General features: G+C 63.2%; 19 protein-coding genes. 7 read left to right on the forward strand and 12 right to left on the reverse strand.

Annotated elements, in window-relative coordinates:
* Positions 1-3 precede the first annotated feature (3 nt).
* On the reverse strand, positions 4-630 hold the full coding sequence (locus tag ACLQ8T_RS14460; protein ID WP_413455061.1) for a dihydrofolate reductase family protein: 627 nt from the start codon (positions 628-630) through the stop codon (positions 4-6).
* A gap of 324 nt (positions 631-954) precedes the next feature.
* Positions 955-1332, reverse strand: a complete 378-nt coding sequence (gene nirD / locus ACLQ8T_RS14465) for a nitrite reductase small subunit NirD (protein ID WP_128469586.1) — start codon at positions 1330-1332, stop codon at positions 955-957.
* Positions 1333-1691: 359 nt separating this feature from the next.
* Here nirD and nirB point away from each other — a divergent pair, with 359 nt between their 5' ends.
* Positions 1692-4307 (forward strand): nitrite reductase large subunit NirB, encoded by a 2616-nt coding sequence (gene nirB, locus ACLQ8T_RS14470; RefSeq protein ID WP_413455062.1) that lies wholly within the window; start codon positions 1692-1694, stop codon positions 4305-4307.
* 22 nt (positions 4308-4329) lie between these two features.
* On the opposite strand, the gene ACLQ8T_RS14475 is transcribed toward nirB, so the two are convergent.
* The gene (locus ACLQ8T_RS14475; protein WP_413455063.1) at positions 4330-5319 is read right to left on the reverse strand and encodes an aldo/keto reductase; all 990 of its coding nucleotides are present in this window, start codon (positions 5317-5319) and stop codon (positions 4330-4332) included.
* 134 nt (positions 5320-5453) lie between these two features.
* Between ACLQ8T_RS14475 and ACLQ8T_RS14480 the strand changes: the two genes are divergently transcribed.
* On the forward strand, positions 5454-6344 hold the full coding sequence (locus ACLQ8T_RS14480; protein WP_413455064.1) for an SPFH domain-containing protein: 891 nt from the start codon (positions 5454-5456) through the stop codon (positions 6342-6344).
* Positions 6345-6413: 69 nt separating this feature from the next.
* Here ACLQ8T_RS14480 and ACLQ8T_RS14485 read toward each other — a convergent pair whose 3' ends face one another.
* Entirely contained in the window at positions 6414-7895 is a 1482-nt protein-coding gene (locus ACLQ8T_RS14485) for a nucleobase:cation symporter-2 family protein (protein ID WP_128469324.1), read from the reverse strand.
* A 29-nt stretch (positions 7896-7924) separates the two neighbouring features.
* Between ACLQ8T_RS14485 and ACLQ8T_RS14490 the strand changes: the two genes are divergently transcribed.
* Positions 7925-8257 (forward strand): hypothetical protein, encoded by a 333-nt coding sequence (locus ACLQ8T_RS14490; protein WP_413455065.1) that lies wholly within the window; start codon positions 7925-7927, stop codon positions 8255-8257.
* A 54-nt stretch (positions 8258-8311) separates the two neighbouring features.
* Here ACLQ8T_RS14490 and ACLQ8T_RS14495 read toward each other — a convergent pair whose 3' ends face one another.
* Together ACLQ8T_RS14495 and fdhD are read right to left on the reverse strand one after the other, a co-directional pair.
* Positions 8312-10633: an FdhF/YdeP family oxidoreductase gene (locus ACLQ8T_RS14495; RefSeq protein ID WP_413455066.1), complete on the reverse strand. Its 2322-nt coding sequence runs from the start codon at positions 10631-10633 to the stop codon at positions 8312-8314.
* Positions 10634-10691: 58 nt separating this feature from the next.
* A complete protein-coding gene (gene fdhD, locus ACLQ8T_RS14500) occupies positions 10692-11519 on the reverse strand; it encodes a formate dehydrogenase accessory sulfurtransferase FdhD (RefSeq protein WP_413455067.1) in 828 nt (275 codons plus the stop codon).
* An 86-nt stretch (positions 11520-11605) separates the two neighbouring features.
* Here fdhD and ACLQ8T_RS14505 point away from each other — a divergent pair, with 86 nt between their 5' ends.
* Together ACLQ8T_RS14505 and ACLQ8T_RS14510 are read left to right on the forward strand one after the other, a co-directional pair.
* Positions 11606-11908, forward strand: a complete 303-nt coding sequence (locus ACLQ8T_RS14505) for a hypothetical protein (RefSeq protein WP_413455068.1) — start codon at positions 11606-11608, stop codon at positions 11906-11908.
* A 308-nt stretch (positions 11909-12216) separates the two neighbouring features.
* Positions 12217-12414 (forward strand): hypothetical protein, encoded by a 198-nt coding sequence (locus tag ACLQ8T_RS14510; protein ID WP_413455069.1) that lies wholly within the window; start codon positions 12217-12219, stop codon positions 12412-12414.
* Positions 12415-12424: 10 nt separating this feature from the next.
* On the opposite strand, the gene ACLQ8T_RS14515 is transcribed toward ACLQ8T_RS14510, so the two are convergent.
* Positions 12425-13195 (reverse strand): VOC family protein, encoded by a 771-nt coding sequence (locus ACLQ8T_RS14515; RefSeq protein ID WP_413455070.1) that lies wholly within the window; start codon positions 13193-13195, stop codon positions 12425-12427.
* 192 nt (positions 13196-13387) lie between these two features.
* Between ACLQ8T_RS14515 and ACLQ8T_RS14520 the strand changes: the two genes are divergently transcribed.
* Entirely contained in the window at positions 13388-14947 is a 1560-nt protein-coding gene (locus ACLQ8T_RS14520) for a long-chain-fatty-acid--CoA ligase (RefSeq protein ID WP_413455071.1), read from the forward strand.
* Positions 14948-14953: 6 nt separating this feature from the next.
* On the opposite strand, the gene ACLQ8T_RS14525 is transcribed toward ACLQ8T_RS14520, so the two are convergent.
* Positions 14954-15748 (reverse strand): enoyl-CoA hydratase/isomerase family protein, encoded by a 795-nt coding sequence (locus tag ACLQ8T_RS14525; RefSeq protein WP_413455072.1) that lies wholly within the window; start codon positions 15746-15748, stop codon positions 14954-14956.
* A gap of 119 nt (positions 15749-15867) precedes the next feature.
* Here ACLQ8T_RS14525 and ACLQ8T_RS14530 point away from each other — a divergent pair, with 119 nt between their 5' ends.
* The gene (locus ACLQ8T_RS14530) at positions 15868-16368 is read left to right on the forward strand and encodes a DUF456 domain-containing protein (protein WP_172511592.1); all 501 of its coding nucleotides are present in this window, start codon (positions 15868-15870) and stop codon (positions 16366-16368) included.
* On the opposite strand, the gene ACLQ8T_RS14535 is transcribed toward ACLQ8T_RS14530, so the two are convergent.
* From ACLQ8T_RS14535 to ACLQ8T_RS14550, 4 genes are read right to left on the reverse strand one after another with little or no spacing between them, the layout of a single operon-like run.
* A complete protein-coding gene (locus ACLQ8T_RS14535) occupies positions 16365-16970 on the reverse strand; it encodes a response regulator transcription factor (RefSeq protein ID WP_073706883.1) in 606 nt (201 codons plus the stop codon). The genes ACLQ8T_RS14530 and ACLQ8T_RS14535 overlap by 4 nt on opposite strands.
* Positions 16967-18121, reverse strand: a complete 1155-nt coding sequence (locus ACLQ8T_RS14540) for a sensor histidine kinase (RefSeq protein ID WP_413455073.1) — start codon at positions 18119-18121, stop codon at positions 16967-16969. Before ACLQ8T_RS14540 ends, ACLQ8T_RS14535 begins: the two co-directional genes overlap by 4 nt.
* The gene (locus tag ACLQ8T_RS14545; protein WP_413455074.1) at positions 18118-18873 is read right to left on the reverse strand and encodes an ABC transporter permease; all 756 of its coding nucleotides are present in this window, start codon (positions 18871-18873) and stop codon (positions 18118-18120) included. Before ACLQ8T_RS14545 ends, ACLQ8T_RS14540 begins: the two co-directional genes overlap by 4 nt.
* Positions 18870-19787: an ABC transporter ATP-binding protein gene (locus ACLQ8T_RS14550; protein ID WP_204723063.1), complete on the reverse strand. Its 918-nt coding sequence runs from the start codon at positions 19785-19787 to the stop codon at positions 18870-18872. The genes ACLQ8T_RS14545 and ACLQ8T_RS14550 overlap by 4 nt, the downstream gene beginning before the upstream one ends.
* Positions 19788-19793: the final 6 nt, after the last annotated feature.

Raw genomic sequence — 19793 nt, forward strand, 5'->3', positions numbered from 1 at the left:
TGATCAGCGAAGCACCCGGTACGCCAGATGCACTTCGCTAGCGAAAGCCGAAGTCTGAATGCGTTCCAGCTCGATATGCTGCCCCAAACCTTCGAACAAGGATATGCCACCGCCAAGCAATACCGGGGCGATATCCAGGTGCAGCTCGTCGACCAATCCCAGGGCAAGGCACTGCCGCGATATTTTCCCGTCCAATAAGCTGAAAAAACCGTCTTTGGCATCCTGCTTGGCTGGTTCCACTGCGCCTGCAATGTCATCAACAACGAAGGTGTAGGTGATGCCGTCGCGTACCACCGGCTCAGTGGCTCTATGAGTCATCAGGTATACCGGGACCTGAAGCATCCCTCCATAAGGGATTTCGCCTTCCTCGATCGTTTGCGTCCGATTCGCACCGCCGACAATGGCTCCGATCTTCTCCACGACCAAGGCAACGACCCCATCATCTTCGAGGGCGGAGGGACGGCCAAACATCCAGTCCACCCCGCCCTCAGCATCAGTGAGATACCCATCGAAGGTGATGGTCGCATGGATAATCACAGTTGCTATTGCTTCGATCCTTTTCACCAGGGAAAGGCTGTCAACGATATTCGGCCAGGAATCCAGCGAGCCGACCGCCTTGCTACGTGCCACCCTAGGGCAGCCGCTGGTGCGCTGGCTAGACCCCCGTTGCGGAGCATCACGCAGCTGTGGCTGCCTACGTCCGTGGCCCCACCCTGCTGGCATCTTTGCTCCTAACCGGATGCTGCACGCTGCCAATTGACGCAGGGACGAAAGCCTCTGGCTTTCGTCCCTGCGATTAGTTGATGATGCGGGTTGTCTAGGTCTTCCGCCCCGTTGCTGGACAGTACGCTGACTGGAGCTAATTGGTTGCAAGCGATTCCGTCTCGTCGAGGATTTCGAACCAGCCTTGCCAGGCCAAATGTTCCACGTTCAGGCTGCACTCGGATTTGATGCTCATTTGATCTGCTCCATCCATAGCTGTCCTTCGATTTCCATGAGCCGCTGCACCGGCAGCGGCAGCGAATCGGCGTTCAGGCATTCCCCGGTATCCAGTCGGTACACTTCCTTGTGCAGCGGGCAGGCTACCGTGGCCACGGAATCGCCATCGACCACGGTGTCCCCCAGAATTCCACGGGCCATGACCTTCGCGCCGCTGGTCGGGCAATGATGCGAGGTTGCGAAGAAGGCGTCTTCTTCGGTGCGGAAAAGGGCCAGCTGCGTGGTCTCGAGCCAGAGCGCTTCTCCCCATCCGCGCTCCAGCTCTGCGCTGCGGCACAGCGGCTCCAAGCTCAACGTAGCTTCACTTGTGCCTTCTTCGATTTGCGTGCTCATGATTCCCAGTCCTTCGTGTTTGGTTTTCGCTGACAAATCGAGCTTAGAAGCCGCATGTTTCGCTCGATGCCCAACGCGATTGCTGGTCGGTAAAGCATCACTAACAGCAATTTCGATCGACGTGAATCGAAAATCCTGCCGGAATTCCGCCGGATTTTTGATGTTGCCTTCCTTTGGAGAAATCGAATTCCTTGCCGAATGATTCGTTCATGTTTCAGCGCCTTCACTAGGGAAGTGACTCATGGTGGAGAGAATTGCGCCGACCGAAACACAAGGGTAATTGCCGTGCAAAACGAACTTTCTACAGTTGTCTCATCAGCCAGAAACTCACCGTTTCCCAGCGAAAGTCGAAATAGATCATGGGTACACCACACACTGCACGCAACATCCTGGTCATTGGCGGCGGCCCCGCAGCCCACCGCTTCACCGAAGCCTTGGCCAGCCGCGCACCGCAAGATCTGCACATCACGGTACTGACCGAGGAAACCCACCTCCCCTACGACCGTGTGGCGCTCTCCCAAGCGTTGACCAACCCCGGGGTCGATCTCACCCTCGGCGATCCGAAGCTGTGGGCAGCAGAGCATGTCACCTTGGAAACCAACGCAAAGGCCGTGGCTATCGACAGTGCACAGCGCACGGTCGCCACCGAAGATGGACGCACCTTCAGATATGACGAGTTGGTGCTCGCCACCGGTTCCAACGCCGCCACCTTGCCAATTGCCGGTAACGAGCACACCTTCGTCTATCGCACGTTGGAAGATGTCTGGTCCATCGCTGAGAAGGTCAAGGAACTGTCAACCACGCTGGGCCGCGCCCCGGTAGTGGCTACCATCGGTGGCGGACTGCTCGGGCTGGAAGCCGCAGCAGGTGCCCAGGCGCTGGGGGCAGAAGCTGTAGTCATTGACGGCGGCAAATGGCTGATGGGCACCCAGCTTGATGAAGGTGCCGGTCAAGCCATGGGCCGGCTCATTGAGCAGACCGGATTCACCGTCCACAACGGGGTCTTCCCGCAGGAAATCCTCACCAGCCAGGACTCCGGCAGCCCGGTAGTCACCGGAGTGCTGATGGCAGATGAACGCGTGATAGAAGCCGACATGGTCATCGTGTCGATCGGCGTGCGTCCCCGCGACGAGCTGATCCGCAACTACAACGCGGCCCTGGACGAGGCCGGCAGCCAGGCACCACGATTCGGCATGGGCCCGCGCGGCGGCGTGGTCATCGATTCGCATTGCGCCACCGATATCGAGCACATCTGGGCAATTGGCGAGGTCGCGAACTACGAGGGGTTCTGCATCGGCCTGGTCGCACCGGCCAACGCCATGGCGGAAATCGTTGCCGAGCAGCTGGCCGGCGGTGACGCCGAATTCGCCGGTTTCGACACCGCCACCAAGCTCAAGCTCTCCGGGGTGGACGTCGCCAGCTTCGGCGATGGCTTCGCCCGCACCGAGGGGGCACTGGAAGTGGTCTACGCTGATGCCCCGCGCGGCCTGTACCAGAAGCTCGTCGTCTCCTCCGACGCCAAGACCCTGCTCGGCGGCATCTTCGTGGGAGATGCCACCCCGTACCAGTCATTGCGTCCGCTGCTCGGCCGGGAACTGCCCGGCGAGCCAGGAGCTTACCTCAGCGCATTGGGCGGCGAGGCACCGGAGGGCGAACTGCCCGATGACGCGGTGCTGTGCTCCTGCAATTCGGTCACCGCCGGTACCATTCGCGATGCCGTCTCCGGTTGCGGCTGCTTCGAGGGCGAGGCTCCGGTGACTACCGTTTCCGGGCTGAAGGCGTGCACCCGTGCCGGCACCCAGTGCGGATCCTGCGTTCCGATGCTCAAGAAGCTCATGGAAGCGCAGATGCTCAAGGACGGAGCTGAAGTATCCACCGCCCTGTGCGAGCATATTTCCTTCTCCCGCCCGGAACTCTACGAAGCCATCCGCGTGGCCGGGTTGCAGACCTTCACCGAGGTGATGGAGCGTTTCGGCACCGGCAAGGGCTGCGATATCTGCAAGCCGGTCATCGCCAACATCCTTTCCTCGCAGACCAGCGTGCACCCGATGGATGCAGGACTTGCCGGTGCCCAGGACACCAACGACCGCGTGCTGGCAAACATGCAAAAGGACGGCACCTACTCGGTGGTCCCGCGCATCCCGGGCGGGGAGATCACCCCGGAAAAGCTGGGCGTGATCGCAGCGGTGGCGCAGAAGTACGGCTTGTACACCAAGCTCACCGGCGGCCTGCGCATCGACATGTTCGGCGCCCGGCTGGAGCAGCTGCCGGAGATCTGGCGCGAGCTGGTGGATGCCGGTTTCGAATCCGGCCAGGCCTACGGCAAGTCGCTGCGCAATGTGAAGACCTGCGTGGGTTCATCCTGGTGCCGGTACGGCATGCTCGATTCCACCGCGCTGGGCATCGAGATGGAGCTGCGCTACCGCGGCCTGCGCGCACCGCACAAGCTGAAGATGGGCGTATCGGGTTGCGCCCGCGAATGCGCCGAGGCCCGCGCCAAGGATATCGGCGTCATCGCCACGACCGATGGCTGGAACCTGTATGTGGGCGGCAATGGCGGCGCCAACCCGGCGCATGCCCAGCTGCTTGCAGGAGGCCTGGATGAGCAGACGCTGTTCAAGTACATCGACCGCTACCTGATGTACTACATCCGCACCGCGGACAAGCTGCAGCGTACCGCGCATTGGCTCCAGGACCTGGATGGCGGGCTGGAGCGCGCCAAGCAGGTGGTGATCGATGATTCGCTGGGCTTGGCACAGGAGCTGGAAGATGCCATGGAAGCCCACGTGGCCAACTACGAGGACGAGTGGGCGGCGACCCTGGCCGACCCGGTGAAGCTCAAGCGTTTCCGCTCCTTCGTGAACACCGCAGCTCCGGATACCGCGCTGGAATACGTTTCGGAGCGGGGGCAGCAGCGCCCCGCCGAGCCGGTGACACTAGGTGCCAGCATCCCTGTCGGGGCGCCGCGGAACTAGGAGCTGTTTCCCACCCGCGCTGCTACCAGCGCGGGTGGATCTGCTCGCGCAGCTTGGCGTCGTAGAGATCGCGGACCGAGGCGTTGAAGCCCTCGGAGATCTGCAGCGAACCGGCTGCCGCGTTGGCGCGGGCCTGCTGAGCGTTTCGGGCGCCGGGAATGATGGTGCTCACCCCGTCATGGGCGGCCAGCCAGGCCAATGCCACCTGCGCACTGGTTGCCTCCGGTGCCTCGGCGGCAGCCAGCTTGGCGAACTCGCCAGCGGCTTCAAGGCCGGTGGCGTAGTCCACGCCGGAGAAGGTCTCGCCGACGTCGAAGGAGGAACCATCGCGGTTGAAGTTGCGATGGTCGTCCTTGGCGAATTCGGTCTGCAGGGTGTAGCGGTTGGTCAGCAGTCCGCTGGCCAACGGCACACGAGCGATGATGCCTACACCGGCTTCGCGGGCTGCCGGCAGCACGGTGTCCAGCGGCTTGTGGCGGAAGGCGTTGATGATGATCTGCACGGTAGCGATGTTCGGACGGGCAATCGCCGTCAGCGCCTCGTCCACGGTTTCCACCGAAACGCCGTAGTTCGCGACCCGGCCCTCATCCACCATGCTGTCCAGTGCATCGTAAATCTCATCGCTGGAGTACACCGGGGTGGGCGGGCAGTGCAGCTGGACCAGGTCCAGTGTGTCCACGCCGAGGTTCTTGCGGGAACGGTCGTTCCAAGCACGGAAGGCGTCCAGGTTGTAGTTCTCGGGCACCTGCTCCACGCGGCGGCCCATCTTGGTGGCGACGGTAATGTCCGCATCCGGGTTGGCCTTCAGCCAGGTGCCGATCAGCTGCTCGCTGCGGCCATCCCCGTACACGTCGGCGGTGTCGAAGAAGTTCACCCCGGCGTCATAGGCGGCATCAAGCACGGCCAGCGCGTCGGCTTCATCGACTGACCCCCAGTCGGCGCCGAGCTGCCAGGTGCCCAGGCCAATGGCCGATACGTTGCGGTGGGTACGTCCAAGTTCTCGTTGTTGCATGCCAACAATTCTAGTTTGCGCAGCACGATTTCCTTGGGATGGCAAAATCTCCTTCGACGCGTTGCCGTGTCCAAATCGGTTCTCAATTATCTAAACGATAGAATATTGAATACCATCACGTCATCGAGGAGATCATGTTCCCCACCATCATTACCGTCCTTTGCGCCATCGCAGGATTGCTTGTCCTGCTTGCCGGCAAGGCCATGAAGCCGGAAAACAAGAACCGTGCTGCCACGCGCTTCACTGGAATCACCGTTTTCGTCGTGTCCCTGATCGTCTTGGCCATCATGTCCACCACCATCGTGCAGCCACGCACCGTCGGCGTGAAGGTCGCGCTGGGCAAGCCGACCTCCGTGGTCAGCAACGGCTTCCACCTGAAGTGGCCATGGGAAAAGGTCGAGAAGCTGGACGGTTCGGTGCAGAACGATGTCTACTCCGCCGACAGCGCCATCCCGGTCCGACTGGGCAACAACGGCCGCACCGATGTGGATGCGTCCATCCAGTGGCAGCTGAAAACCGATGATGCCATGGACGTTTTCCTGGATTACCGCACCTTCGAAGGCATCCAGTCCAACTTGGTCGATCGCAACTTCCGTGCCGCATTGAATGAGGTCATGGCCACCTACGATCCGCTGGAATACGGCGAACCCGCCAGCGGCGGCCAGGACTTGGAGGGACTGGCGAAGTCCGTGCAGGAAAAGATGCAGGCCAAGGTCAAGACCCAGATCGAGATCCGCTCGGTCACCCTGCCGATCATCAATTTCGATGAGCCGACTCAGAACCGCATCAACGAGCTGCAGGCGGAAACCGCCAAGACCCGTGTGGCCCAGCAGCGCAAGCAGACCAGCGAAGCCGAAGCCGAAGCCAACAAGATCCTAGAACGCTCGCTGACCCCTGAGACCTTGACGTCCAAGTGTCTGGATATCGTCGCCGAGTCCGGCCAGAGCCCCATTGGCTGCTTCCCCAACTCAGGCGTCCAGCCAATCACCATGACCGGTGACAAGCAGAAGGACTCCAGCCAGTAAAGCCTTTCACGTCCAAACGCCCCAGTTCATTGAACTGGGGCGTTTGGCTGTCTAGGCTGGGTCCTTCCGCTAGCCTTGCGGCATCGGACGGTCGCCGGCGTGGCCCGGCTGCTCCGAGATGACCTGGATTTCCAGGCCCTTCGAGTCGTACAGCTTCCCGTCGATCAGGCGGTCGCCGTCTTCGAGCCCGGCCAGCTGGTACTTGTAGACAGTACGCAGCGAGGTTTCCTTCTTGCCCCAGTTCAGCTCATTGAAGATGATGTTCAGCAGCACGGCCATGATGGTGGCGGAGGAGATGCTTGACTGGAAGATGGTGCTCACCCATGCAGGGAATTCGGCGTAGAAATCAGGCTTGACCATCGGGATGCAGCCGAAGGCCAGCGAGGTCGCGATGATCAGCATGTTCATGTTGTCATCCTTGGCCTTGGACAGGGTGCGGATGCCTGCCGCGGCCACGGAGCCGAACAGCACCACGCCGGCACCACCCAGCACCGGCGAAGGGATCGAGGCGACCACGCGGCCGAGCACCGGCAGCAGGCCGAGGACCACCAGGATGCCGCCGCCGGCGGCCACCACGAAGCGGCTCTTCACACCGGTAATCGCCACCAGTCCCACATTCTGCGCGAAGGCCGACTGGGTGAAGGTGTTGAAGACCGGGGCGACCGTGGAGGAGAGCATGTCGGCGCGCAGGCCGTTGGCGATGCGCCGCGAATCCACTTTGGACCCGGTCACCTCGGCCACGGCGAGCATGTCCGCGGTGGTTTCGGTGTAGGTCACCAGGATGACAATCATCATTGAGATGATGGCACCGATCTCGAAGACCGGCAGGCCGAAGGCGAAAGGCGTCGGCACCGCAAAGATGTCTCCGGTGAGCACCTGGGAGAAATCAGCCATGCCCATGAACACTGCCACCAGGGTGCCTAGCGCAATGGACAGCAGAATCGACAGGCGCGAAAGCGCAGGGACGCCCGACTTGGACAAGGCCAGCAGGATCAGCAGGGTGATGGCGGCCAGGGCGATGTTCTCCAGCGAACCGTAGGAATCCCCGGCGCCGGCGCCGCCCATGGCCCAGTCGGCGGTGACCGGGAAGAGCGAAACGCCGATGATCGTGATCACCACGCCGGTGACCACCGGCGGGAAGAAGCGCAGCAGCTTGGCGAAGAACGGGGCGATGATGATGCCGATGGCGCCCGAGGCAAGCACCGCTCCGAACACTGCCGGCATGCCTCCCCCGCCGTTGAGGATGGCGATCATGGTGGCCACGCCGGAGAAGGACGTGCCCTGGACCAGCGGCAGCTGGGCACCGAAGAACGGCACGCCCAGGGTTTGCAGGATGGTGGCCAGGCCGCCGATGAACAGGCAGCTGGCAACGAGCACGCCCATTTCGGCCGTGTCCATGCCCGCGGCGCCGCCCATCACCAGTGGCGGGGCGATGATGCCGCCGTACATGGTCAGCACATGCTGGAAACCGTAGGCCACGGTTTTCGCAGCGGGCAGGCGTTCGTCTTCGGGTCTGATGCTCTCAGCGGCATTGCTGCGGGCAGCACTCATGGGGGATTTCCTCTTCGGTGGACTGCGGATTGGCGCACCTTGGTCAGGGCGCCGAACACTTTATATTGTGTCGCAATAAGAAATCCAAGCGCTTATGGCAAGCGCTTGATGTGATGCAGTTTGCATTGCCAGTGGGCCGCGCGGCGTTACCGCTGCTGCTGATGCTGGCAGTCCATCTTGAACTCACTGTCCCGCTTATTCCCTCGGAACATCCTGTCGCAGGATTACCAGATGAATCCGAAACGACCATCAATTACGAGCGTTGCTGGACGCAGGATTTCCAGCCGGATATCCAAATGCCCGACCATTGGCTCGGCACTGCTCTGAGCCGCAAGAAGAATTGGCGACAGCGGCTGAACTGAATGAAGCCACGGCCGGGATGGATTTCCCCCGACCGTGGCTTCGCCACTTTGAAACTAGCTGTCCAGCGTGCGCCCTGGCTGCTGGGTGTGCTCGACGAAGCGCACCATCATCGCCTTGAAGCCCGGCGTATTGGACTCGCGTGCCACTAGATCTCGGTGCACCAGCGCGTTGGCTTCCGGGTAGTAGGCGGCCACACATCCCTTGGCGGTCGGGTAGGACACCAGGCGGAAACGGTTGGCTCGGCGCTCGGTTCCGGCGAAGGTGGAAATCACGTCCACCAGGTCGCGGTCGCTGAATCCGGTCTCGGCCAGGTCCTCCGGGTTGATCAGGATGACGCGGCGGCCGTCCTTGATTCCGCGGTAGCGGTCATCCAGCCCGTAGAACGTGGTGTTGTACTGGTCATGGCTGCGCATGGTCTGCAGGATCAGGTGTCCCTCGGGTGCTTCCAAAGCCTCGAATTCCGAAACCGTGAAGCGGCCCTTGCCGATATCGGTGGCGAAGGAGCGGGTGTCGCGCGGCGGGTTGGGCAGCACGAAGCCGTTCTTGTCGCGCACCCGGCGGTTGAAGTCCTCGAAGCCGGGCAGCACCTTCTCGATGTGGTCGCGGATCACGTCATAGTCCTCGGCCATCGCCCGCCAGTTCACCGGGTGGTTATCCCCCAGGATGGCCTGGGCCATGCGCGCGACGATGACCGGTTCGGCCAGCAGGTGGTCCGAGACAGGGGTGAGCCGGCCGCGGGTGGACTTGATCACCGACATGGAGTCCTCCACGGAGAGGAACTGTGCACCGGTGGGGTGCTTGTCGTCCTTGTCGGTGCGTCCCAGGGTCGGCAGGATCAGCGAGGTCTTGCCGTGCACCACATGCGAGCGGTTGGGCTTGGTGGAAATGTGCACGGTCAGCTTGGCGCGCTGCATTCCGGCTTCCAGGGCTTCGGTATCCGAGTTGGCCAGGGCGAAGTTGCCGCCCATGGACACGAACACATCCACCTCGTCCTTTTCGAAGGCGTGCAGCGCTTCGGTGGAATCGTAGCCATGGGCACGCGGGGATTCGATGCCGAATTCGGCATCCAAGGCGGCGAGCAGCTGCTCGGTGGGCTTCTCCCAGATGCCCATGGTGCGGTCGCCCTGCACATTCGAGTGGCCGCGCACCGGGCAGGCGCCGGCGCCGGGCTTGCCGAAGTTGCCTTGGAGCAGCAGCAGGTTGATGATTTCCTTCAGCGTCGGCACCGAGTGCGGCTGCTGGGTCAGCCCCAGCGCCCAGCAGATGATGGTGGCCTTGGACTTGGCCAGCAGCATTGCGATCTCGGTGATCTGGGTGCGGGTCAGGCCGGTGGCCTTTTCCGTGGCGTCCCAGTCCAAGGTGGCGCGCGCATCCTTGTAGGCTTCGAAGCCGTCGGTCACCGCGGCGATGAACTCGTGGTCCACCACGGTGCCCGGATTCTTCTTCTCTTCTTCCAGCAGCAGGTGGCCGAAGGCCTGGAACAGGGCCAGGTCGCCGCCGACCTTGATCTGCAGGAAGTCGCTGGAAATCGGGTCCGCCTTGCCCAGCATGCCGCCCACGGTCTGCGGGTCCTTGAAGCCGAAGAAGCCGGCCTCGGGCAGCGGGTTCACCGCGACCACGCGGGCGCCGCGCTTGCGCGCGTCGGACAGTGCGGAGAGCATGCGCGGGTGGTTGGTGCCGGGGTTCTGCCCCACCACGAAGATCAGATCCGTGTGCTCGAAGTCCTCCAGCGACACGGTGCCCTTGCCGATGCCGATGGTCGGGTTCAGCGCCGTTCCGGAGGACTCGTGGCACATGTTCGAGCAGTCGGGCAGGTTGTTGGTGCCCAGGCTGCGGGCCAGCAGCTGGTACATGAACGCGGTCTCGTTCGCGGTGCGCCCGGAGGTGTAGAACACGCACTTGTCCGGGGTGGTCGCATTGACGTGCTCGCCAATGGTCGAGAAGGCCTCGGCCCAGCTGATCGGCGAGTAGTGGGTGTCCCCTTCGCGGATGATCATCGGGGTGGTGATCCGGCCTTGCGAGCCCAGCCAGTATTCGGTCTTGTCGCGCAGGTCCTCGATGGAGTGCCGCGCGAACCATTCAGGGGTGACTGTGCGGGCGCTGGCTTCCTCGGCGATGGCCTTGGCGCCGTTCTCGCAGAATTCGGCGGGCTTGCGCTTTCCGGTTATGGATTCGGGCCAGGCGCAGCCCGGGCAGTCGAAACCGTCGTGCTGGTTGACGCGCAGCATCGAGCGCAGGGTGCGCGACGGGCCGGCTTCGGCGAAGCCGCGCTCCATGGATACCATCACGGCTTTGAGGCCAGCGGCGGCGTGCTTTGGTTCGCTGACCTTCAAATCATCTTCATTGATGTCTTTCTTGGGTGCCGAGCGATGCATGAGACCCTCCTGGTTGCTGGCGCGGGCGGGACTGATATCCAGCTCACATATTACAAGGCTACGCTGTGATTACCCGATGCGCATGTGTATAAATGTTCACGCTGCGTCCGCGGGAGAACGCAGCGAGCGTCAGGCCTGATTCCTCGGCCAAATCCGCGGCCAGCGACGAGGGCGCGCTGACGGCTGCCAGCACCGGGATTCCGGCCATCGCGGCCTTCTGCACCAGCTCGAAGGAGGCACGCCCGGAGACCTGCAGGACGGCGTCGCCCAGCGGCAGCAACCCCTCGCGCAGGGCAGCCCCGATGACTTTGTCCACGGCATTATGACGCCCGACGTCCTCGCGCAGGATCAGCAGCTCCCCGGAGGCGGAGAACAACCCGGCCGCATGAACACCCCCGGTGGAGGAGAACAGCTGCTGCGATTCGCGCAGGGCGTCGGGCAGGCCCAGCAGGGTTTCCAGCTCCACCTGCCCGGCCTCCGGGGCGGGCGCGAAGGCGGCTTTCTTGCGCACCGCGTCGATGGAGTTGGTCCCGCAGATCCCGCAGGCGGAACTGGTGACCACGTTGCGGGCGGCCAGCAGATCAGGGTGCTTTGCTGCCGGGCCCAGCTGCACCTCGATGACGTTGTAGGTCTGGTTGCCCGCTTCGTCGGTGCCGGCGCAGTAGCGCAGGGAGATCAGGTGCTCGGGAGCGGAAATGATGCCCTCGCCCACCAGGAAGCCGGTGACCATGTCGAAGTCGTCGCCCGGCGTGCGCATGGAGGTGGTGTAGGAGGTGTGGCCGAAGCGGATCTCCAGCGGCTCCTCGCCGGCCAGCTTCTCCTCGCGCACGCGCGAGCCCTCCAGCGTTGCCCTGACGATGCGGCGGCGCGCGATCTTGCGGCCCATGAAAATCTCCTGCCTGCTGTCCTTATCCCCCGAGTGTGGCACCGTTGACCAGAGGAGGCAAAGTGGAGGGGCAGCGGCCGTAAACTATGCAGATGCAGACCGATCGCGACCGCCTCCTCAGGCTCTACGACGAGCAGCTGCGCACCGATGCCGAGACTCCGGGCGCCCAGTCCATCGCCCGGCTCGGTCCGCTGCGCCTGGCCACCTACGCCAATGGGCGCGGTTTCATCACCTATCCGCATTTCAACGGAATAGAACCGCAAACCTTGGCCCAGCTGGCTGGAGCAGCACTGGAGCATTTCGCGGCGCAGCCGCAGATCGCCAAGGTGGAATTCAAGACCCGCGGACACGACCATGCACCCGGTCTGCCCGAGCGCTTGCAAGCATAGGGATTCAATGCCGAGGAGAGCGAATCAATCATGATCGGACCGCTGCAGGCATTGCCCAGTGGCGACCCCGGTCCGGCTAGGCTGGAATTGCGGCGTGTGAGCGCTGCAGAAGAAATTGAGGAAATGTGCCGCATGGTCGACCAGGCCTTCGGCGAACCCTACGATCCCGCCACCACCCAAGCCCTGATTTCACGCATGGCTCGCAATGACGGCATGGAACTGTGGGTCGCCTGGCTGGAGGGGCGGATGGCGGGTGCGGGCCCAGGTCGATGCCCGGCACCGAATTCGCAGGCCTCTGGAGAGGCGGCGTGCTGCCTGAATACCGCGGACGCGGTGTCTACCGGGCCCTGGTTGGTGCCCGGGCACGCAGCGCGATCGCCATGGGCCGCAAGTACGTGCACAGCGACAGCACCGAATATTCCCGTCCGATCCTTGAACGCCAGGGCCTGGTGAAGGTTTCCACCACGACCCCTTACCTTTGGAAACGCGAGTCAACCGGAAGCTAGCCGCTTCCAGCTAGCTTTTCGGCGGGGAGATGATCGCGAATTCGGCTCCGGTGACATCGCCGAGCACTGCCATGCGGCCGAAAAAGGAGTCATGGGGTTCATGGATGACCGTGCCGCCGAGCTTCTCGGCAAGCGCCACGGTTTCATCGGTGTCCGCCACCGCGAAGTAGGCGCGCCAGCCGGACTTGGAGTCCGGATAGCCGGAGATGTCGAAGATGCCCGCCACCGCCTCGGGCCCTTGGCCATAGGTGTGGTAGCGGAACTCGTCCGTGTCCGAGACTGGGGACAAAATCCAACCCAAGACCTCGCGATAGAAGCGGGCCACCGGCTCGAAGCGCTTGGTGTGCAGCTCATTCCAGACCCGCGTGCCCGGTGCACGGCTCGTGGCCGTTCCTGCTGGCGCGAAGGACTGGAAGAGTCCCACTCCGGTGCCGGCTGGATCCCCAATGATGGCCATGGTTCCCTGTCCAGGAACCTCGAGGGGCTTGAGATAGACCTTGCCGCCGTGCAACTTGGTGGCGTAGGCGGCGGCGTGCACATCGGTGACATTCAGGTAGGTGGTCCAGCAGTCCGGTACCTCGGAGTCCGGGTCATTGGCGATGAAGTCGGTGACCATCGAGCCGTTGAGATAGACCTCGGCATATCCTTCGTCCGCGTCTGGCTCGTCTCGGCGCATTTCCCATCCGAATAGCTGCGCGTAGAACTGGGCGGAGCCTTCCATGTCGCTGGTGAGCAGATCAACCCAGCAGGGTTCGGCTCGTGGATCCCTTGGTGCCGGCATCGCTTCCCCATTCCAGAACTCATCAAGCTCGCTTGGCCTGAGTCTATGTCCTTTTCATTCATGTCAGCAACGGAAAATTTGCTGCCAACCAAGATATTACGAAACTGGATGCCTTGCGATGAACCGCGGTTTCACTATGCTTTAATGTGACATAACACACATGGCATCGTTGGTTCACCCGAGGAGTTAACAATGAGCGTTCCCACATCCAATCTCACTGTTTCAGTGGCAGCCATCCTCGCAGAAGGGGCTGCCCGCTACGGTGAGCTGAACGCCATCACCGTCGATGGCCACAGCACCACCTATGCGCAGTTGTGGGATGAGACGCGGGAATATGCCGGAGCATTGCAGGCCCATGGCATCACTGCCGGGGACCGGGTGGCGCTGCTCATCCCCAATGTCGCGGACTTCGCCCGTGCCTACTACGCGGTCCTGGCCCTAGGCGCCGTGGTGGTGCCGGTGCACGCACTGCTCAAGGCCCGCGAAATCTCCTACATCTTGGAGAACTCCGAGGCCAAGCTGATGATCTGCGCGGCGCCACTGCTCGCCGAGGGGGCTGCCGGAGCAGCCGCTTCAGGCGTCCCGGTGTTCAGTGTGCTGGCTCCGGAAGGCTCGGGCACCGACCGGCTGGAAGACCGGGCCCGGGAGGCTACGCCGATTGCCACCTACCTGCCGCGGCGCCCGGAGGACCTGGCCACCATCCTGTATACCTCGGGCACCACCGGCAAGCCCAAGGGTGCGATGGGCACGCACCTTGCCTTGGTTGAGCAGACTCACACCACGCTGCTGAACACCATGGATTTGCGCCGCGGAGACAGGCTCTTCGGCGGGCTGCCGCTCTTCCACACCTTCGGCCAGACCTGTGTGCTCAATACCGGGCTGCGGGCGGGCGCCGAGTTGATGCTGCTGCCCAAGTTCACCGCCGAAGGCGCCCTGGAGCTGCTGCTGGACGCGGGCATCGATGTCTTCTTCGGGGTGCCGACCATGTATGTGGCCCTGCTCGAAGCGGGCAAGCACCGCACGGACACGCCCCAGAAGCTGCGCTACGCCATTTCCGGCGGAGCATCGCTTCCGGTATCCATCCTCACCGCTTTCGAGCAGCGCTTCGGCGCGCGGATCCACGAAGGCTACGGGCTGACCGAGACCTCGCCAGTGGCCTGCTTCAACCATGTGGGCATCGAACCGCGGCCCGGCACCGTCGGCACCCCGGTCTGGGGAGTGGATGTGGAAATCGCGGACCCGGCCAGCCCGGAGAAGATCCAGCTGCTGCCGCGCGGGGAGCTGGGCGAACTGGTGGTCCGCGGGCACAACCTGTTCTCCGGCTACCTGAACCGGCCCGAGGCCACGGCCGAAGCGGTGGTCGATGGCTGGTTCCGCACCGGGGACCTGGGCACGAAGGACGAGGATGGCTACCTGCGCATCCTGGACCGTACCAAGGACATGATCCTGCGCAACGGCTACAACGTGTACCCGCGCGAAATCGAGGAGGTGCTGGTGTCCCACCCGGAGATTTCCAACGCCGCCGTGTACGGGGTGCCACATGAAACCCACGGGCAGGAGATCGCCGCTTCAGTGACGCTGGAGGCAGGCTCCACCCTGGGCGCGCAGGACCTGGTGGCGTGGGCCAGCGAGCAGATGGCCGCTTACAAATACCCGCGACTGATCGAGATCGTCACCGAGTTCCCGCTCGGTCCCAGCGGGAAAATCCTCAAGCGCGAACTGGTCGCGCAGTTCACCGCCGAGCAGCGCTAGCGGACCCTATTTGCGCAGCCCGCTGTAGTCCGGGGTGCGGCGTGCCAGGAACGCGGATCTGCCTTCGGCCAGGTCCGCGTTCGCCCCGTTTTCTTCCCACAGCGTTTCCCACCAGCTGTCGGCGGCTTCCCCAGCACTCACCAGGTTGATCGCTTCCTTGGTGCGCGAAATGGAATACGGCGAGTTCGCCGCCAGCTGGCCGAGCAAGGCGTCCAGCTGCTCCTCGAGCTGCCCATGGGAAACCACTTTGGTGAACATTCCCCAGCGTTCGGCTTCGGCAATGGACACCTCCGCGCCGGAGAGCAGCAGGTACTTGGCCCGGTGCTCCCCCACGGTGCGCGCCAGCCGCTCGATGCCAGGGCGCGGGAACACCAGGCCGATTCTTGCCGGGGTGATCGCGATGCGCACATTGTCCGAGGCCAGCTGGATATCGCAGGCGGAAGCCAGCTGCCAGGCGCCTCCGAAGCAATGGCCTTCCACCACCGCGATGGTGGGTTTCGGACAGCGCACGATGATCTTGTCGAGCAGATCGAAGTGGTTGATCAGTTCCCCGTCCTCATCCCGATCGAAGAGCACTTGGTCCATTTCATCGATGGCAATCCCGGCGCAGAAGTTCCCTCCGGCACCGCGCACCACAATGGAAGCGACCTCGTCATTGGTCGCCAGGCCGGCAAAGGCGCCCACCAGCTGCAGGCACATGTCCTTGGTGAGCGCATTGAATTGGCCCGGATTCTCCAGCCGCACCACTGCGGTGGACCCGGCAATCCCTACGCTGACCCGTGCATTATTGTCCTTGCCCATCAGGATCCTCCCCGATTCATCATGCGTCTCTGGCAATCTATCGCGAATAAGCCAGCTTGCGGAACCTCTCCACGCTCCGCTGGCCTCTGAACAGGTGGCACCTGTGCGAAACTAGGCGTGTGGATGCACAGATTATTTACACCATCATCGCCGGACTGCTGCTCGTCGTCTCCGCGTTGGGCACCATTTTCCCGGTGCTGCCCGGGTCCTTGCTGACCATCGGCACGCTCCTGGCCTGGGGCTGGCTGCTGGGATCCGGCGCCTCCTGGTGGGCAGCCGGACTGGGCATGGCGATTGCCCTGCTGGGCTGGTCGGCCTCAGCAATCCTGACCGGCAAGAAGCTCAAGGAGCATCAGATCCCCAAGGGATCCATCCTCTTCGCCGTTGTCGGCGCCATCGCCGGCGCGTTCATCATCCCGGTTGTCGGCATGTTCATCGGCTTCGCGGTGGGCTTGTTCGCCGGTGAAAGCGTGCGCCGCCGCGAGGTCTCCGGGGCGTTGGGCTCATCCTGGGCTGCGCTGAAGGCCATGGGCCTGGGCATCGTAGTGGAGTTCGGCTGCGTGCTGCTGGCGTCCTCCATCTGGGTCATCGGCATGATCATGCACTTCGTGATGCGCTAGATCCAGCCCATCTCCCTGGCATAGCGCGCGGCCTCGATGCGATTAGCTGTGCTGGTCTTGCCGATCGCATTGGACAGGTGGTTGCGCACTGTACCCACCGACAGGTGCACCGTCGAGGCGATCTGCGAGACCGGCGCACCCGACGCGGCCAAGGCCAGGATCTCGCGTTCGCGCCCGGTCAGCGGGTTGCTGCGGCTCTCCACGCTGAGCATCGCACGCTGCGGATCCACCACCTTGTCCCCGCCATAGACCCTGCGGATGGCGGCAATCAGCTCGGCTGGCGGAGAATCCTTGACCAGGAAACCATGAGCTCCGGCTTCGAAAGCCTGGCGGAAGTACCCGGGACGGTCAAAGGTGGTCAGGATCAGCACCTTCACCTCGGGGTGGCTGTCCTTCAGTTCTGCCGCGGTGCTCAGCCCGTCTTGCCGGGGCATCTGCACATCCAGCAATGCAATATCGGCCCGATGCGCATCCAGCGCCGCGGCAACTTCGTCTCCGTCGGCGCATTGCGCAACGACCTCGATGTCCTCTTCGAGGTTCAGCAAGGCTGCCAGCGCGCCGCGCACCAGATGCTGGTCATCGGCAATGAGTATCCGGATCATCGGGCGTTCCCCTCTGCCGCAAAGGCTATCTGCACGCTGGTTCCGCCCAGCCGCGAGGCCCCCACCGTGCAGCTGGCCCCGAACTGCTTGGCACGCTCCTGCATTCCGCGGATCCCGTGGCCGGGCGTGCTGGCCTGCAGGCCGTCGCCGTCATCTTCAATGCTGACGTGTCCGGGTTCCAGCTGCAGCACGATCCTGCTGGCGTGCGCATGGCGCAGTACATTGGTGACCGCTTCGCGCAGGATCCATGCCACGTGCGAACGCAGCTGCATCGGGACCTGCTCGGCGGATCCGGCCACCGTGAATTCGAGGTTGTTGTCGTTGCAGGCCTGCCGCAGCTCAGCCAATTCCGCGACCAGGTCCTGGCGGCTAAGCCCCTGCACCGTGGTGCGCACGGAGTCCAGCGCATCGACGGCCAAGGCGCTGAGCTGTTCCAGTTCGCCGCGGGCCCGGGCGTACTGCTCCTGGTCCAGCAGGCGCAGGGCCAGCTGCGCCTTCAGGTTCAATGCGGTGAGCGAATGGCCGATCCCATCATGCACGTCCCGGGCAACGCGTTCCTGTTCGGCGACCAGCAGGTAGTCGCTGCGCATCTTTTCGGCTTCGGTCGAGCGCCGGATGGCCGCCACGGTGATCGCATATACCACCATCAGCACGAGGTTCAGGCCGATCAGGAAGATCGCGTCCATGAACTGGCCGTAGATGATTGGCAACGCGAAGCTGAGCACCAGCACCGCCGAGTAGGCCGCGATGGCCCACCTCCTGCCCAGCAGGAAGATCGCGAAGGAGGTGATGAAAGGGAAAAGCCCCATGGTGGTCAACCCGACGACCGGGATGCCCAGCACAATAATCGCGCAGAGCACCAGGAAGTTCACGTGCGCCCGGCGAGCACTGGTTCCGCCCTGCCCGATCTTCGAGGAGAATTTCGAATAGGACTGCAAATACACGGCGGCGAAGAGGGCAATCAGCGCCAAGCCGATGATCCGGGTGGGCAGCGAATGGTCCTCGACGAGCAGGTCCAGCACCGGGAAGACCAGGAAGATCACCCAGACCCCGGCCACCAGCCAGCCTCGGCGATCCCAGAATTTCTGGTCTTCGTCGAGGCCGCAGAGCGGGTCGTCCACCGGCGCGGAGCCAGGCTGGCGTGGGCTCACTGGCGCGCCTTGGCCTTGCGGGTGGCGAAGACCGCGAAGAGAACGAAGATGAGTGCCCATGCCACTAGATTAGCGGTTGGGATCCACAACGCATCCGGTGCCATATCGACCCCGGCAGGCATGTCCTTGAGCAATGGGTAGCGGGCCAGCGCGACGTAGCCATACATCGGGGTGAAGCGGGCCGCGTCGAGCATGCCTCCTTCCAGAGGCATGAACACGTTGCCGAAGAAGGCGAAGAACACCATCAGTCCCGAGGCCAAGCCCAGGGCCGATTCGGATTTGAACGCCATGCCCACCCCGATCCCGTAGCAGGCGAAGATCATGGCACCGAGCAGGATGATCAGGTAGCTCGCGACCCAGATCCAGCCTTCTTGCGCTTCGGCTCCGGTAGCGGCGCCCAGGGCGAAGACCAGCGCTGCCGAGGCGCCGGCAACGGTGGCCGCGACTATCATCTTGCTGCTGACGAACATGCTCGGCGGCATTTTTGTCAGCGAAATTTGCCGGCCCCACCCCTGCATGGTCTCGGTGGCCACGGTGCCAGCGATGGCCACGGTGCTGACTGCCGCTCCGTAGGCCGCCATGGAAATCATCAGATAGAACTTCACGTTGCCGGCGCCGAGCTCGAACTCGGTGTAGCTGGGGATGTTGCCGAACAGGATGTACATTGCCGCAGGCAGCAGCAGGGCGAAGATCAGGTTGTATCCGTCGCGGAAGTGCCGTGCGAATTCCACGCGGATGTAGGTGCTCATCATGATGCTTCCTTGGTCAGTTGGATGAAGGCGTCTTCGAGGCTCGGGGAGGAAATTTCCAGGTCGTAGCCCTGGTACTCGGTCAGCAGGGCGGCTGCGAAGCTGTCGGAGTCGGAGCTGCGGAAGGCGAAGCGCAAGCCATTGCGTTCAGCCACCTGCACCGAATCGCTGGAGGCGGCGGCTCGTTCGGCATGCTCGGCCGAGGGGAAGGAAGCGCTGACGGTGCGTCCGGAGATGAGCTTGCGCAGATCCTCGGTGGCGCCGTCGGCGACGATGCGCCCGTGGTTCATCAGCACGGTGCGTTCTGCGAAGTTCTGCGCTTCTTCCAAATAGTGCGTGGCGAAGATGACGGTGCGTCCTTCGGTGGCTTCGACGCGCATTGCGGCCCAGAAATCCCGGCGGGCCATCACGTCCATCCCTGCAGTAGGCTCATCGAGGATCAGCACATCCGGATCCGGCAGCAACGCCAACGCGAACTTGATGCGCTGCTGCTCGCCGCCCGAGCATTTGCCCACGCGTCGCTTGGCGATCTTGTCCAGTCCGGTGCGTTCCATGACCTCACCAATGCGATCTGCCTGCTCATGCATGTGGGCGATGACCGACACCGTTTCCTTGACGGTCATGTCGCGCAGCAGCCCGCCGGTTTGCAGCACTGCCGAGACCCTGCCAGCCAACACCGCCTGGCGCGGGTCCAAGCCGAGGATTTGCGCCGATCCCTCGGTGGGCTGGGTCAGGCCGAGGATCATGTCCACGGTTGTTGTCTTGCCGGCTCCGTTGGGCCCCAAGAAGGCCACGATCTGACCGGTCTGGATCTGCAGGTCGATGCCCTTGACGGCTTCGACCTTGCTGCGCGGCGTTGAGAAGGTCTTCTTCAAGCCGCTGAGCGAAACTGCATTGGTTTTAGTCAGCGTTTCCATGACTCC

Origin of the sequence: Glutamicibacter sp. FR1, from assembly GCF_047300825.1 — a bacterium.
GTDB lineage: Bacteria > Actinomycetota > Actinomycetes > Actinomycetales > Micrococcaceae > Glutamicibacter > Glutamicibacter nicotianae.

Bases quoted from the DNA above. Each gene is read 5' to 3' on its own strand.
- nirD (WP_128469586.1), bottom strand. From the start codon at position 1,332: ATGAGCACGCAAATCGAAGAAGGCACAAGTGAAGCTACGTTGAGCTTG.
- nirB (WP_413455062.1), top strand. From the start codon at position 1,692: ATGGGTACACCACACACTGCACGCAACATCCTGGTCATTGGCGGCGGC.
- ACLQ8T_RS14475 (WP_413455063.1), bottom strand. From the start codon at position 5,319: ATGCAACAACGAGAACTTGGACGTACCCACCGCAACGTATCGGCCATT.
- ACLQ8T_RS14480 (WP_413455064.1), top strand. From the start codon at position 5,454: ATGTTCCCCACCATCATTACCGTCCTTTGCGCCATCGCAGGATTGCTT.
- ACLQ8T_RS14485 (WP_128469324.1), bottom strand. From the start codon at position 7,895: ATGAGTGCTGCCCGCAGCAATGCCGCTGAGAGCATCAGACCCGAAGAC.
- ACLQ8T_RS14495 (WP_413455066.1), bottom strand. From the start codon at position 10,633: ATGCATCGCTCGGCACCCAAGAAAGACATCAATGAAGATGATTTGAAG.
- fdhD (WP_413455067.1), bottom strand. From the start codon at position 11,519: ATGGGCCGCAAGATCGCGCGCCGCCGCATCGTCAGGGCAACGCTGGAG.
- ACLQ8T_RS14505 (WP_413455068.1), top strand. From the start codon at position 11,606: ATGCAGATGCAGACCGATCGCGACCGCCTCCTCAGGCTCTACGACGAG.
- ACLQ8T_RS14515 (WP_413455070.1), bottom strand. From the start codon at position 13,195: ATGCCGGCACCAAGGGATCCACGAGCCGAACCCTGCTGGGTTGATCTG.
- ACLQ8T_RS14520 (WP_413455071.1), top strand. From the start codon at position 13,388: ATGAGCGTTCCCACATCCAATCTCACTGTTTCAGTGGCAGCCATCCTC.
- ACLQ8T_RS14525 (WP_413455072.1), bottom strand. From the start codon at position 15,748: ATGGGCAAGGACAATAATGCACGGGTCAGCGTAGGGATTGCCGGGTCC.
- ACLQ8T_RS14535 (WP_073706883.1), bottom strand. From the start codon at position 16,970: ATGATCCGGATACTCATTGCCGATGACCAGCATCTGGTGCGCGGCGCG.
- ACLQ8T_RS14545 (WP_413455074.1), bottom strand. From the start codon at position 18,873: ATGATGAGCACCTACATCCGCGTGGAATTCGCACGGCACTTCCGCGAC.
- ACLQ8T_RS14550 (WP_204723063.1), bottom strand. From the start codon at position 19,787: ATGGAAACGCTGACTAAAACCAATGCAGTTTCGCTCAGCGGCTTGAAG.